Here is a 14269-nt window from a genome sequence, read left to right as displayed (position 1 = left end):
ATGAGCACGGAGCGGCGGGACGAACTGCGCGCCGTCTTTCTGGCGGCCAGCTACGGCACCGCCCGGGAGCGCCTTGGCCTGAGCCGGACCGCCGTGGGCGCCGCGCCGCCAAGCTGGGCGCAGGGCGGCGAAACCTGGGCCATTCTGACCGCCTGGAATCCAGGGGCGGCGCAGCGGGACCGCGCCGCCAACGAGACCGATCAGCGGCGGCTGGAACTGCGGGTGATTTGGGAAGGGCAAGCCTTCCTGCATGGCGTCAACGGTGAGGGCGAGTGGGCCGAGCCGAGTCTGATCGTTCTCGGCGCGTCCTGGACCCAGGCCCGCGACTGGGCAGCTGAATTTGAGCAGGCGGCGGCGCTATGGGGGCAGGGAGCGCGGGCGGCGCTCGTCTGGCCAGGCACGGATGGCCCGGCCGCGGAAGACCGGTGCTGGACCGTTCCCCTATGGCCGGTGCCGGACAACCTGGACCGGGTATAGTGCCCGATTGTGACGTTCGATTTTCCCCCCACGCCCCCCGCCCCGGACGCGATCTCGCCGCTGGGCGTGCTGCCGCCGCCGGGACCGAACTGCGTGCACCTGCCCCTGAACGTGACCCCGCAGGAACTGGCGCGGTACGCGGTTGGGCTGGCGAACGCGCGCGGCGGAACGGTCCTTGTGGGCGTGGACATGCTGGAGGGCGGCGCGGGCCGGGCAGGCGGGCGCCACGGCGACGCAGGCGAGCTGCATCCCCTGATGGTCACGCACGCCATCTTCGAGCTCTCGGGGGGACGCCTGACCGTGAACGTGCAACATCACCGCCTGCCGGGCGGCGCGCGGGTGCTGGCCGTGTTCGTGCCGCAGGCGCCCTATGTTCTGGCCGCCCCCGACGGCGCGGTCATTGCCTGGGACGGCGCGCACCTCGTGCCGGTCACGCCCGCCGAGAGCGAGCCGGTGGCCGACCAGGACTACACGGCGGTTGTGCCCCCCGACGCCTCGCTGGCCGACCTCGACCCGGCCGAGGTGGCGCGGCTGCGCTCGCTGGGGCGGCGCCAGGGCGCGGCGAACCTGCCGGACCTCGACTTTCTGCGCGAACTGGGGCTGCTCGTGCCCAGTGGCGGAGCGTTGCGGCCCACGCTGGCGGGGATTTTGCTGGCGGGCACCCCGGCGGCGCTGCGGGCCCACGTGCCCCAGTCAGAGGTCTGCTTCTACCACCACGCGACCGCCGACGTGGAGTTCCAGTTCCGTGAAGACCTGCTGCGGCCCATCCCGGCACTGCTCACGCGGCTTGCGGAGCTCATCCAGGCACGCAACCGCTTCACGCCCGTGCAGGTGGGCCTGTTCCGTATCGAGGTCTGGGACCAGGACGAAGCGGTGTACCGCGAGGCGCTGCTCAATGCCCTGACGCACCGCGACTACACGCTGCGCGACGTGGTGCACGTGCACCACTATCCCGACCGGCTGGAGATCATGAATCCGGGTGGGCTGACAGGCGGCATCACGCCGGGCAACATCCTACGCCACCAGCCCAAGCGGCGAAATCCCCTGCTGGCCGAGGTACTGGCTCGCCTAGGGCTGGTCGAGCGCGCCGGGGTCGGTGTGGACAAGATGTTCAGCCTGATGCTGCGCCACGGCAAGGAACCGCCCGAGTTCCTGACCTACCCCGACGCGGTGACCCTGACCCTGCACAGCCCCGGCTTCGACGCCGAATTCGTGCGCTTCGTGTCGCGCAAGCAAGAAGAGATGCAGACCCTCTCGCTGGACATGCTCATCGTGCTCAGCCTGCTGGCGCGCGAGGGCGAAGCGACCCGCGCCCACCTGTCCCGCGCCCTGCAACTGCCCGAGGACCGCACGCCCCGGCTGCTGCGCAGCATGGAGGAGCACGGCCTGATCGTCCGCGCGGGACCGGGGCGCGGCATCGCCTACCACCTGACGGCGGAGGTCTGCGCGGCGCTGGGCAGGGTACCCCTGGGTCAGCCGGCACCGGCCCACAGTGCCCCTGCGTCACCCGAGCCGGCCCCAGCGGCTCAGAGCACCGCGCCTCTTCCCGAAAAGCCCCGGCGCCCGGCGCCCACCCCCGACCCCTCCGCACTGACGACCGCCGAGATCCGCGCGGTCGCGCTGACGCTGGCACGCGAGCGCGGGCAGGTGCGCAACGCCGAACTGCGCGACACCTGTGGACTCAAGACCCAGCAGGCCTGGCGCGTGCTTCGGCGTCTGGTGCAGGACGGCCTGCTGGTCAAGCGCGGCAACGGCACGCGCGACGCCTATTACGAGCTGAACTAGGGCGTGTGCTCACGGTCATAAAACTCTCGGAAGAACTCTATCGACGGATCCACGTCATTGCTATTGTTCCTTCGAGCCACGCTTTTGTCATGACGGCGTCTCTTATCCTTGTGTGTTGCCACGCGCCAGAACCGTTTCAGCCAACCGATAGTGAAGAGCTGCGCCCATCAGGGAATCACGCAGGACTTTCGTCGAAGATCATTGAGCTACGGTGGCAAACAGGCCTGGGTCGGCTTGTCGTGTTTTTACAAGTGTGCGGCGAAACCGGCCCTCTAGTCTGGACACATGACCACAGCCGCTCGGAGTCTTAGGCGCCTAACCTTAGTGTCTACACTCATTTCCTCCCTAGGTAGAGCCTCAATGAAAGTTGACCCTCTGCATCACCGGTCCAGTCGACCTCTACTGGCCGAATCCATCGCTTTCCCCCCCACGGGGCTGTGTCAGTGCACGGGACAATGCGGATGATGTCGCCACGGTTGGCTGGTCCACAGGTAATCAACGCCGGCATCCCAGGCCAGAACAGCTCAGACGGGCGCGCCCGTTTCAGGTCTGCCGTGCTGGAAGTCCGGCCCTCGGTGCTGCTGCTGTATTTCGGTGGCAACGACGCTCTGAATCCGGGCGCGTTCGTTTCCCTGGACGACTACGCAGCGAATATGGCCTGGATGGTCGATCAGGCTCTTGCACACGGCATTGTGCCTGTCGTGGCTACGGTCCTCCATGTCGACACGGAACGGCTGAGGGCGCAGCACCAGACGAACGAGCCGCAGGAGGCGCCGAATGATCTGATCGACCGGTACAACCTGGCGCTGCTCTCCGTGGCCCGGGAACGGCAGGTGGCTGTCGCCGACTTCGCACAGGCACTCGACGCAGCAGGAGGCCCAACTCCGGCTATGAGTACCGACGGGTTACACCTGACCGCATTGGGCAATCGCCTGCTCGCCCAGACCTTCCTGCAGGTGATGCCCCCAGAGCTGCCCAGGGGAGTGGTCTGTCTCGGCGACAGCCTGACCTATGGTGTACCGCTCCGGACGGCGGCAGACGACTCGGACGAGACGTACCCAGCGCAGCTGGAGCGGGCCCTCCTGCTCCGGAAGAACAACCAGGAAACAAGCTGATCCTGGCGGCCAGATTCCCCTTTTCGGTAGCGCCCCTTCAGGCCAGCGCGGCGTTCAGCTCGTCACGCAGCGTCCGCGCCGCTTCCCGGCTGGCCGTCACGTCCAGTCCCGAGGCGTACTGCACGGCGCGGCTCGCGCTCGCCAGCGCGCCGGTGCCCCCCCGGTGGAAGGCGGGGGCCAGCTCGGCCGCCTGCGCGCCCTGCGCGCCCAGACCCGGCAGCAGGAGCAGCGCGCGCGGCATCGCGTCGCGGAAGCGGGCAAGATCGCCCGGGTGCGTCGCCCCGACCACAGCCCCTACGGCGGCGTAGTCGCCGTCGCCCAGCCCGGTGTCCTGGGCGTTCAGCCGGGCGATCTCGGCGGCCACGCGCTCGCTGATGCCTCCGCCCTGCACGTCGGCCTGGTCGGGGTTACTCGTCTTGACGAGGACGAAGATGGCCCCGCCGTTCGCCCGCGCGGCCTCGACGAAGGGCGTCAGGGTGGCGAACCCCAGGAAGGGATTGACCGTCAGGGCGTCCCCGGCGTGCGGTCCGGCAAGCCAGCCCTGGGCGTAGGCCGCGGCCGTCGTGCCGATGTCGCCGCGCTTGCCATCGAGCAGGACCGGTAGTCCCAGCGTGCGTGCCTGGGCACAGACCTCCTCCAGCAGCGTGAAACCCGGCAGTCCCAGCGCCTCGAAAAAGGCGAGCTGCGGCTTGACGCACGCAGCGAAGGGCGCGGCCGCCTCCAGCACGTCGAGGGTATGCGTGCGCAGCGCGCCCAGGTCGCGGTACTCCGACAGGCGGGGGTCGAGGCCCACGCAGAGCCGAGTCTGGAGGCGGCGGGTGCGGTCGGTCACGGCCTGGGCGAAAGTCATCGGCGCGAGGCTAACACGGTGCGCGCCGCCCGGGCGCTGCTACCTTGCGGCCATGACCTTTTCCATCGTGGGCCGTGATCCCCTGACCGGCGACCTGGGCGTGGCGGTCGCCAGCAAGTTTCTGGCGGTCGGTGCACTCGTGCCCTTCGTGCGTGTGGGTGTAGGCGCGGTGGCGACCCAGAGCTACGTGAACCCGAACTACGGCCCGGACGGCCTGCATCTGCTCGCGTCGGGCCGTTCGCCCCAGGAGGTCGCCGCGACCTTCGGCGCGCAGGACACCGGCTTCGAGCAGCGGCAGTTCGGGCTGGTGGCGGCGGACGGCCGGGCTGTGACCCACACCGGCCAGCGCTGCCACGCCTGGGCCGGGGGCCTGGCGCGCGCCGATGTGGCGATTCAGGGCAACATCCTGACCGGGCCGGAGGTCGTGGACGCCATGCTCGCCGCGTGGGAGGGCGCGCAGGGCCAGCCTCTCCCCCGCCGGCTCCTCGCGGCGCTGCGGGCAGGCGACGCGGCGGGCGGCGACCGGCGTGGACGGCAGTCGGCCGCGCTGCTGTGCGCCGGGCCGGGGCGCGGCTACAGCGGCCTGAACGACGACTGGGTCAATCTGCGCGCGGACGACCACGCCGATCCCTGCGCCGAGCTGGAGCGGCTGCTGGGCATCCACGAGCTCCTGTTCGGCCGCCCGGAGACGACCCGTCCCCTCACGCCGGACGAACTGGGCTGGCTGCGCGCCCTGCTGGTTCGCGGGGGCTACGCCGCGACGCTGCCCGGCGGCGCCTGGAACGCCGAGACCGAGGCGGCGGCCTGGGCGCTGTACGGCACCGAGAACCTGGAGGAACGCTGGGTGCCGGGCGGCGAGGTGGACCCGGCCGCCCTGGCCTATCTCCAGGAAAAGTTCGGCCGGTAGCGCCGCTGCTGGCCCCGGGGCCAGTTGGCGTCTCATACGCCCCCTGCACTAAACTCAGCCCATGCGCCTTTCCGCCACCGACGTGTACGCCTTTCAGGCGCTGGGTTTCCTGGGGCTGCAGGAGGCCGGGCGCTGGATCGCCAGCGAGGAGATCAGTGAGGCGACCGGCATCCACCGGCCCTACCTCGTGCGGATTCTCGCGGCGCTCTCGGCCAAGGGCGTCGTCAAGAGCAAGAAGGGCATTGGCGGGGGCTATGCGCTTTCGCGCAGGCCGCAGCTCATCTCGCTGTGTGAGGTCGTGCGGGCCATCGACGGCCCCGTAGCGCCGCTGTCGTGCATCAGTCTGAACTGGCACGAGGCCTGCCCCGAGGAGGGCCGCTGCCACGTCCGCGCCACCGTCTATACCCGGATGCGCGACGCGATGCTGGCGGTCCTCCAGGAGTTCAGCGTGGACGACCTCGTGCAAGACGCCCGGCAGGGCGTGGGCTACGGCCACTGCCTGGGGCACCTGCTCAAGCCGGGCGCGTAGGCAGCCCGCGCCCGCTGCGGCGCCCCAGTCCCATTCGCCTACTCGCCCAGCGCCTGCCCATTAAGCGTGAGCCGCCCGTCCGTGAGGTTCAGCTCGGCCGAGAGCTGGCCTCCCTCCTCCCGGACATAACCGTTGCCGACCAGGGCCTCAATGTTCCCGGTCAGGTCGCCCGCCCCACCCCCCAGACCCGCGAGATCTTCCAGGGCCTGCCGGGGCGCGCGGCCTTCGAGGCGGATGTCGAGCAGGCCCAGCAGCGCGGCGGGCACCGCCGCCATCCTCCGCAGGTCCTCGGCACCCCCCTGCGCGAGCCGGTCGGCCAGCCGCTGGGCCGAGGCCTCGCCGGTGAACACGATCTCGCCGGACGGCTGGGTGACGCTCAGGCGGTCGAGCGTGAGCTTCGGATTGCCGCGCAGTAGCGCCAGCCCGGCTGCCTCCAGCTCCTTGCTCTGGGTCTCGGTCAGGCTGGGCGTATCCGCAGCCCCCGCGCTGCCCTGGGCCTCGCGGGACACGGCGAGGAGCCGCTGCAACGCCGCGCGGTCGAGGTGGCGCAGCCCGAGGTCGAGCTGCACGTTTTTGAGGTCGGCTTTCAGGCCGGTTCCGGCCAGCTTGACCTCGGCGACGCCGTACTTCACCACAGAGTCGTAGAAGTTGCCGCTCTGGGTGGCCTGGGACGACACCTTCAGGCCGCCGAGCGAGACCTCCTGCCCCTCGCCCGAAAAGCTGAGGCGCTCGGCCGTGAAGGCCATGTCGCCCGTGCCGAGCTGGTCGTCCGGGCCGCTGCGCAGCGTGGTGCCCGAGAGCTTGAACCCGCTGAAGTCCGTCTTGCCCTCCGGCCCCGCCGAGGTCAGGCCGGGCCAGCTCATGTCGGTGCTCACGCGACTGCCGCTGACCTGGACCGTGCCGCCCAGCGCCTTCCAGGCGACCGTCTGGCCGTCCTGGGTGGTCTGGCCCTGCGGCACGCTGACGCGGCTCTCGGTGCCGCCCGCCAGCCCCACCAGGGTATGAATGGCCGGTTTTTCTCCGGGAAACAGCCTGTCGTATTCGGCCTGCATCGCAGCATCGCCAAAGCGGAAGGTGGTGTCCACGGTCGCCTGCCCCACCCCCTGCAATCCCGGCAGCGGCCCATGCCGGATGTGGTTGATGATGAGCAGGGTCAGGGGTTTACCCGCGTCCGACTCCGTTTCCTTGAGGGTCAGGGTCAGGGTCATGGTCTGGGTGCTGTCGGTCAGGCCCTTGCTGTAGCCGGTCTCGCGCAGGGTGGCCACGCCCGAGGCGTTCACCTGCGAGGCCAGCCCCCGGCCGAACTCCTGGGTGATGCCCTGCGCGCGGCCCGAGAAGACGGCGGTGGCCCCGGCATAGGCCCCGACCACGAGTACGGCCCCCACCGCGAGGGCGGGCCACGGAGAACGGCGGCGGCGCGCGGCGGCGGCCTTACGGGTGCGGATCGGGTTGGGCTGGGTCATCTGGTTGGCCTCCTGGGGCAGGGATGAACGGCAAGTGAGAACGTTTCGACCCAGGGTACGGCTCCGGCGTCAGGAAAGTTCCGTCATCTGTGGGGGGCTTCGCCGCGCCGCTTATCCAGACAATCACCCCTGTGGACGGTCGCTATGGAGGGCTGCGCCCTTGTGTGCAGGGATCGAATAGTTTACCTTTCTGGTCAATGATTGCGCCCGCCCCCGCTCCGTGTCCGCGCTGTCGCCGCCTTCCCCTGTCCTAACACCGCAGCACCCCGCACCCCGATCTTCCGCGCCGGAGGCGATCCCATGTCCGATATCGAAACCCTGAAAAAAGAGCTCCCCCCTTTCGAGATCTTCGACCTCATTCCGCAGTACGCGGCGGCCGGGGCCATCGACCCCGAGAAGCTCGATCTGCTGAAATGGGCGGGCGTGTACCCCCAGCGCCCCCAGGAAGACGGCTTTCTGATGATGCGCGTCAAGGTGCCGACCGCCGAGTTGAGCGCCGCTACCCTGCGCGTGGTGGCCGGGATCGCCGAGGACTTCGGGCGCGGGCTGCTGGACGTGACCGACCGCCAGGCCTTCCAGTTCCACTGGCTGCGGATCGAGAACATCCCCGCGATCCTGGACCGGCTGCAGACTGTGGGCCTGCACACCCGGGGCGCGTGCGGCGACACCGTGCGCGCCGTGATCGCCTCGCCGCTCGCCGGCCTCGACGCCCGTGAGCGCATCGATGTGCGCCCCATCGCCGCCGCGATGGAAGGCACGCTGAGCGGCAACCGCGACTTCGAGGACCTGCCGCGCAAATTCAAGATCAGCATCACGGGGACGCCAGAACTCGAGGGCATCCACCTCATCAACGACATTGGCTTCCTGGCCCATGAGGTGAACGGCGAGGTCGGTTTCGACGTGTGGGTGGGCGGCGGCCTGGGCGCGGTCGCGCACCTCGCCAAACGCCTGGGCGTGTTCCTGACCCCCGGCGAGGTGGTCGAGGTGGGCCGCGCGATCGCCGGCGCCTACCGTGACCACGGCTACCGCCAGAACCGCAAGAAGAGCCGCCTGAAGTTCCTGATCAAGGACCTCGGCGTCGAGAAGTTCCGCGAGATCGTCGAGACCGAGTACCTGGGCCGCCAGTTGCGCGACGGTCCCCCGGCCCCGGTGGCCCGCTTTGGCGGCAGCGACGTGCTGGGCGTGAATCCGCAGAAGGACGGCCTGAACTACGTCGTCCTGACCACGACCGTCGGGCGCATCAACCCCGACAAGGCCCGCGCCCTGGCCGACCTGTCGGAGAAGTACGGCAACGGAATGCTGCGTACCACTGCCTTCCAGAACATGATGATTCCCAACGTGCCGACCGAGCATCTGGACGCCCTAGTGGCCGAGCTGGAGCGGCTGGAACTGGCCCCCAAGGCCACGCTGCGTGGCACGACCATCGCCTGCACCGGCACACAGTTCTGCCGCTTGGCCCTGACCGAGACCAAGGCGCGTGTGGCAGGCATGATCGACGTCCTCGAGCCGCTGCACAGCGACCTCGACGTGCCGTTCGTCATCAACCTGACGGGGTGCTCCAACGCCTGCACGCGCTATCAGGTGGCCGATCTGGGGTTCATGGGCGCCAACCGCACCAACAAGGAAACCGGCACCGAGGACGAGGTCTACAACGTGCATCTCGCAGGCAGCATCGGTCAGGCGCAGCGCACCGGCACCAAGCTGCGCGGCGTCGTGCCTGCCGAGCGCCTCACCGAGTACACCGACCGCGTGCTGGGCGACTTCAAGGCCCACAAGGAAGCGGGCGAGAGCTTCGTCGAGTACGCCGATCGCGTGGGCCAGGAGCGCTTTCTGCCCGACACCGTACTGGCCGCCGACCGGACTCTGGTGACCGCGTGAGCGCGGCCCGGCAGGAGGGCCGCGTGGTCTGGTTCACCGGGCTCTCGGGCGCGGGCAAGAGTACGCTCGCCAGCGCCCTGTACGCCGAACTGCTGGCACGGGGCGAGGCCGCAGAACTGCTCGACGGCGACGCCGTGCGCGAGAACCTGAGCAAAGGCCTGGGCTTTTCCAAGGCCGACCGTGACACCAACGTGCGGCGCATCGCCTTCGTGGCCGGACTGCTCGCCCGGCACGGCGTGACTGTGCTGGTCAGCGCCATCAGCCCCTACGCCGACACCCGGCGCGAAGTTCTGGCCGACCTGCCGAACGCCCTGGAGGTCTTCGTGGACGCTCCGCTGGAGGTCGTGACCGAACGCGACGTGAAGGGCCTGTACCTGAAGGCCACCCGCGGCGAGATTACGCACTTCACGGGCGTCAGCGATCCCTACGAGGCCCCGACCGCGCCGGACCTGCACCTGCGCACCGACCAGATCAGTGTGCACGAAGGCCTGCGGCAGCTGCTCGCGCGTCTGGACCGCGAGGTGGTGGGCGCGTGACCGCCACGCACTCCGGGCCCCACCGGCCCCTGGCTGCCGGGCAGGTGACGCCCGACCCGGCCCAGAGTCGTCCGAATGACTTCTCCCCCCAGACCGATCCTCTCGCGGTCATCCGCTGGGCGCTGGCGGCGCATCCCGACCTGCTCATGCCCAGTGCGTTCAACCTCAACGGCGTGGTGCTGCTCGACCTCGCGGTGCGCGCAGGCTACCGGGGCGAGGTGGTGTTCGTCGACACGGGTTACCACTTCGCCGAGACGCTGGCGACCCGTGACCGCCTCGCCGCGCGCTACCCCGAACTCAAGTTCGTGACCCTGAACGCGGGGGCCAGCCCTGACGACGGCCAGACCGGTCCGTCGCTGTATGCCAGCGACCCCGACGCCTGCTGCGCCGCCCGCAAGGTCGCGCCCCTCCAGCGGTATCTGAAAGACCGCGCGCCCTCGGCGGTGCTCAACGCCCGCAGCCGCGATCAGGCGAGCACCCGTGCGGATATCCCGTTCGTCGAATCCGGCGCGCGCGTCAAGGTCAACCCGCTGGCCCACTGGACGCGTGAGCGGCTGGAGGCCTACGCCACCGAGCATGACCTGCCGGTCAATCCGCTGTACTTCGACGGGTTTCTCAGCGTGGGGTGCTGGCCGTGTACGCGGGCCGTGCGTCCTGGCGAGGACGCCCGCGCGGGCCGCTGGGCCGGTCAGGGCAAGACCGAGTGTGGCCTGTGGGCCGGCGAGGGCAGGCTCTAGACGCCGCCCCCTGCCCCAGCTCTTTTTTTGGCCGCAATAGTTGACCTTTTTCATCGAGATTAATCTCCGTCACATTTCGAGGATTCCACCATGACCATCCTAACCACGCCCGCTGCTGCTCCTCTTCTTCTGCCCGCGCCGCTGGGCGGCACGCTCGTCCAGGGCGTCCGGCACGCCGACCCCGCCGAGTTCGCCGGGCGGCCCCACCTGGAGATCGGCGACCGCACGCACGCCGACCTGGAAATGCTGGCGACGGGGGCCTATTCGCCGCTGACAGGCTTTCTGGGCGAGGCGGACTATCTGTCGGTCATTGAGCATCTGCGTCTGGCGGACGGCACGCCTTGGAGCCTGCCGATCACGCTGCCCGTGGACGCCGGACAGGCCGGGAACCTGAGCGGCACGGTGGTCGTGACGCGCGGCGGTGAGGCGGTCGGGCTGATCGAGGTGCAGGAGAAATACGCAGCGCGCAAGGCGTACGAAGCCCGCGAGGTCTACCGCACCGAGGATGCGGCGCACCCGGGCGTGGCGGCGCTGTATGCCCAGGGAGACGTGAACCTAGCCGGACCGGTCACGCTGCTCACGGTGCCCCGCGGCCAGTTTCCGCGTCATCACCGCACTCCAGCCGAGGTCCGCGCCGTGATCGAGGCGCGCGGCTGGCGCTCAACGGTGGCCTTCCAGACCCGCAACCCCATCCACCGCGCGCACGAATACCTGCACAAGGTCGCGCTGGAACTCGTGGACGGCCTGCTGCTGCATCCGCTGGTCGGCACCACCAAGGGTGACGACGTGCCCGCCGAAACGCGCGTGGAGGCCTACGAGGTCCTGCTGAGCGGCTACTACCCCCAGGCCCGGACCCTCCTGAGCGTGTATCCGGCCGCCATGCGCTACGCCGGACCGCGTGAGGCGGTCGTGCACGCCCTGTCGCGGCGCAATTACGGCGCCACGCACTTCATCGTGGGCCGCGACCATGCGGGAGTGGGCAGCTACTACGGCACCTACGACGCCCAGGACATCTTCGGAGCCTTCACGAAAGAAGAACTGGGGATTCAGATTCTCAAGTTCGAGCACACCTTCTACTGCCAGACCTGCGGGCAGCTCGTTAGCCCGCGTACCTGCCCACACGACGCCTCCCATCACCTCGTCCTGAGCGGCACCAAGGTCCGCGAGAAGCTGCGCGCCGGCGAGAATCTGCCCCCCGAATTCACCCGTCCCCCCGTCGCCGAGGTGCTGCGCCGGGCCTACACCGCGCACGACTGAGCGCGTCCCCGGCCTGGTCCCCGCACTGTTCAGGTGGTCTTGACCTTCACATCACGACTCTCACTCTGCTGGCGAGGAAGATGGCCTATCCTCGCCACTTTGTGACCTTGATTTCTTTTGATATGGAGGACCCCATGAACCGGACTCTTTTCCTGCTGCTTGCCCTGACCGCCTCCGCCGCCTCGGCCCAGGCCGCAACCACCGTCCGCCTCGGCTTCTTTCCCAACCTGACCCACGCCCCCGCCCTGGTGGGACTCGAACGCGGCACCTTTCAGAAGGCACTGGGCAACGTGAAACTTGATCCGCGCGAGTTCGTCTCGGGCACCACCCTGACCGAGGCCTTCGCCGCCGGCCAGATCGACATCGCGTATGTCGGGCCGGGGCCGGCCATCAGCGCGGCGGGCCGCGGTATGCCCGTACAGTTCCTGGCCGGCGCGGCCGAAGCCGGCGCGGTGCTCGTCGCCCGCAAGGACAGCACGGTCAAGACGTACAAGGACCTCGCGGGCAAGAACGTGGCCGTCCCCAGCCTGGGCAACACGCAGGACATCAGTCTGCGGCACATCCTAAACGAGTCAGGCCTCAAGTCCAAGACCGATGGCGGCAGCGTGACCATCACGCCTATTCCCCCGACCGACGTGATCGCGGCCTTCGCCGGCAAGCGGGTGGACGCCGCCCTCGTGCCCGAGCCCTGGGGCGCGGCTCTCGAAGCCCAGGGCCACCGCGTGATTGGTACCGAGAAGACCGTGTGGCGCGACGGCCGCTACCCGACCGCTATCGTGATCGTGAACGCCAAGTTCGCTCAGGCCAACCCGGCCCTGGTGGCGGCGTTCCTGAAGGCCCACACCGACGCCGTGAGCTACCTGACCAAGTCGCCGGCCGCCGCGCAGACGGTCGTGAACGCCAAACTCCAGAAGCTGACCGGCGCGAAACTCGACCTGCGGGTATTGCAGCGGGCCTTCGCGCGTACCCGGTTCACGACTGCGCTCGACCCCGAGGCCATGAAGGAATATTCGGCGCTGAACGTGGAAGCCGGATACGCCCGTAGCGCGCCCGATCTCACGCCGTTCTTCCGGAAGTAACGTGACGTTCCGTGTTCAATCCGACCTCTCGCGGCCAGGACGCCGTGGTCCCGGCCGCGCGCAGGTCATTGCGTGGCAGTTGATCGGCCTAGCCATCATCGTGGGCCTATGGTGGCTCGCGACCGACATCCTGAAGCTCTATCCCTCCTACGTCTTTCCCAGCCCACGCGCCGTGTGGACCGAGATCAGCTACGGCCTGTGGGGCACCGGACCGCAGGACGGCAAGCTGCTCTCGGCCATCGGCGGCAGCCTGCGCCGGGTCCTGACCGGCTACGCGGCGGGGCTGCTGCTGGGCGGCGTCATCGGCCTTCTGATGGGCGCTTGGCTGCCGCTGCGGGCCACGCTCGGGGCCTACCTGACCGGCCTTCAGAGCGTGCCGAGCATTGCCTTCGTTCCTTTCGCCATCCTGTTCCTGGGTCTCAACGAGAAGGCTGTCCTGTTCGTGGTGATTCTGGAGGCGTTCATTCCCATCGCGCTGGCCGTATCGGGCGCGCTGCTCAATGTTCCGCCTGCGCTGCGGGTCGCCGGACGAACGCTGGGCGCGCGGGGGGCCGGGCTGACCCTGCGGGTGCTGCTGCCCGCCTCGGTGCCCAATATCCTGACCGGCCTGCGCACGAGCTGGAGCTTTGCGTGGCGCGCGCTGGTGGGGGGCGAGTTGCTCATCGCGGGCGTGCAGAGCCTGGGTTCGCAGCTCGAGGTCGGGCGCAACACCGCCAATGTGGCGCTCGTCCTGGCGACCATCATCATCATCGGATTGATCGGCGGTCTGTTCGACGCCGTGCTGCGCACTGTCGAGGGCCGGGTGCGGCGCGACTACGGCCTGGAGGTGACACAATGACGGCCGTGGCCCCCGAACCGACCTCCAACGTGGTTCCCACCGCCGCGCCGCGCCAAGGCCAGGGCACCAGCCTGACCCTCGACGGTGTGACCTACCGCTACGGCCAGCGCCGGGACGGCCAGGGCGCGGCGGGCATCGGGCCACTGCACCTGCAGGTGCAGCGGGGCGAGTTCCTGTGTGTGGTGGGGCCGTCGGGCAGCGGCAAGAGCACGCTGCTCTCCCTGCTCGCGGGCTTCCTGCGGCCGCAGGAGGGCCAGATTCTGCTGGGCGAGCGGGTCGTCAACGGCCCCGACCCCCGGCTGACCCTGGTGCAGCAGGAAGCGGCGCTGTTTCCCTGGCTGACCGTGACCGGTAACGTGGCGTTCGGCCTCGACAGCCAGCGCCTGCGCGGCCCCGAACGCCAGACCCGGATCGAGAACGCGCTGCGACTGGTGGGCCTGGGCGACTACGCCACCCGTCGCGTCCACGAGCTCTCAGGGGGCCAGCGTCAGCGCGTGAGCATCGCCCGCGCGCTGGCCGTGCAGCCGGGCCTGCTGCTGCTCGACGAGCCCTTCAGCGCGCTGGATGTACAGACGCGCACCACCCTGGCCGACGAACTGCTCGGCATCTGGTGGTCGCAGAAGGTGACGGTGGTCTTCGTGACCCACCAGCTCGAAGAAGCCCTGCACCTCGGGCAACGGGTGGTGGCCCTCAAGGACGGTCAGGTGGCCCTCGACGCCCCGGCACGCGACCTGACCGTGGGGGCCCTGCGCGCCACGCTGGACTGAAGCCCCGGTTCTCCGGCGGGCGGCGGATATGAATCCGGCCGTCCGTTTCCA

At 69.4% G+C, this 14269-nt stretch carries 14 protein-coding genes; 12 read left to right on the top strand and 2 right to left on the bottom strand.

Annotated elements, in window-relative coordinates; genetic code table 11:
* The 3 genes from ASF71_RS00225 (at position 1) to ASF71_RS00215 (ending at position 3377) form a co-directional block, all read left to right on the top strand.
* Complete coding sequence (locus ASF71_RS00225; RefSeq protein WP_056293113.1) at positions 1-477, top strand: DUF3293 domain-containing protein; 477 nt, start codon at positions 1-3, stop codon at positions 475-477.
* Between the two features lie 189 nt (positions 478-666).
* Positions 667-2262, top strand: coding sequence for a helix-turn-helix domain-containing protein (locus ASF71_RS00220; RefSeq protein WP_235514110.1), 1596 nt, complete (start codon positions 667-669; stop codon positions 2260-2262).
* A gap of 464 nt (positions 2263-2726) precedes the next feature.
* The gene (locus tag ASF71_RS00215; RefSeq protein WP_162243066.1) at positions 2727-3377 is read left to right on the top strand and encodes a GDSL-type esterase/lipase family protein; all 651 of its coding nucleotides are present in this window, start codon (positions 2727-2729) and stop codon (positions 3375-3377) included.
* A gap of 37 nt (positions 3378-3414) precedes the next feature.
* On the opposite strand, the gene pyrF is transcribed toward ASF71_RS00215, so the two are convergent.
* On the bottom strand, positions 3415-4227 hold the full coding sequence (pyrF, locus tag ASF71_RS00210) for an orotidine-5'-phosphate decarboxylase (RefSeq protein WP_056293105.1): 813 nt from the start codon (positions 4225-4227) through the stop codon (positions 3415-3417).
* Positions 4228-4279: 52 nt separating this feature from the next.
* On the opposite strand from pyrF, the gene ASF71_RS00205 reads away from it, so the two are divergent.
* Positions 4280-5134 (top strand): DUF1028 domain-containing protein, encoded by an 855-nt coding sequence (locus tag ASF71_RS00205; protein WP_056293102.1) that lies wholly within the window; start codon positions 4280-4282, stop codon positions 5132-5134.
* 61 nt (positions 5135-5195) lie between these two features.
* Positions 5196-5663 carry an RrF2 family transcriptional regulator gene (locus ASF71_RS00200; RefSeq protein WP_056293099.1) on the top strand — a complete coding sequence of 156 codons (468 nt, stop codon included), beginning with the start codon at positions 5196-5198 and terminating at the stop codon, positions 5661-5663.
* 38 nt (positions 5664-5701) lie between these two features.
* Here ASF71_RS00200 and ASF71_RS00195 read toward each other — a convergent pair whose 3' ends face one another.
* A complete protein-coding gene (locus ASF71_RS00195; RefSeq protein ID WP_056293096.1) occupies positions 5702-7126 on the bottom strand; it encodes a YdgA family protein in 1425 nt (474 codons plus the stop codon).
* A gap of 300 nt (positions 7127-7426) precedes the next feature.
* Here ASF71_RS00195 and ASF71_RS00190 point away from each other — a divergent pair, with 300 nt between their 5' ends.
* From ASF71_RS00190 to ASF71_RS00160, 7 genes are all read left to right on the top strand, one after another.
* Positions 7427-9004: a nitrite/sulfite reductase gene (locus ASF71_RS00190; protein WP_056293092.1), complete on the top strand. Its 1578-nt coding sequence runs from the start codon at positions 7427-7429 to the stop codon at positions 9002-9004.
* A complete protein-coding gene (gene cysC, locus ASF71_RS00185; RefSeq protein ID WP_056293087.1) occupies positions 9001-9540 on the top strand; it encodes an adenylyl-sulfate kinase in 540 nt (179 codons plus the stop codon). Before ASF71_RS00190 ends, cysC begins: the two co-directional genes overlap by 4 nt.
* A 29-nt stretch (positions 9541-9569) precedes the next feature.
* On the top strand, positions 9570-10277 hold the full coding sequence (locus tag ASF71_RS00180; RefSeq protein WP_056294949.1) for a phosphoadenylyl-sulfate reductase: 708 nt from the start codon (positions 9570-9572) through the stop codon (positions 10275-10277).
* A 90-nt stretch (positions 10278-10367) separates the two neighbouring features.
* Entirely contained in the window at positions 10368-11534 is a 1167-nt protein-coding gene (gene sat / locus ASF71_RS00175) for a sulfate adenylyltransferase (RefSeq protein WP_056293084.1), read from the top strand.
* A gap of 134 nt (positions 11535-11668) precedes the next feature.
* Positions 11669-12613 carry an ABC transporter substrate-binding protein gene (locus tag ASF71_RS00170; protein WP_056293082.1) on the top strand — a complete coding sequence of 315 codons (945 nt, stop codon included), beginning with the start codon at positions 11669-11671 and terminating at the stop codon, positions 12611-12613.
* Between the two features lies 1 nt (position 12614).
* Positions 12615-13451, top strand: a complete 837-nt coding sequence (locus ASF71_RS00165) for an ABC transporter permease (protein ID WP_056293079.1) — start codon at positions 12615-12617, stop codon at positions 13449-13451.
* Positions 13448-14218 (top strand): ABC transporter ATP-binding protein, encoded by a 771-nt coding sequence (locus ASF71_RS00160; RefSeq protein ID WP_056293075.1) that lies wholly within the window; start codon positions 13448-13450, stop codon positions 14216-14218. The genes ASF71_RS00165 and ASF71_RS00160 overlap by 4 nt, the downstream gene beginning before the upstream one ends.
* Positions 14219-14269 lie beyond the last annotated feature (51 nt).

It is taken from the genome of Deinococcus sp. Leaf326, from assembly GCF_001424185.1.
Classification (GTDB): Bacteria; Deinococcota; Deinococci; order Deinococcales; family Deinococcaceae; genus Deinococcus.
This window is presented reverse-complemented; position numbering and strand designations above follow the sequence as displayed.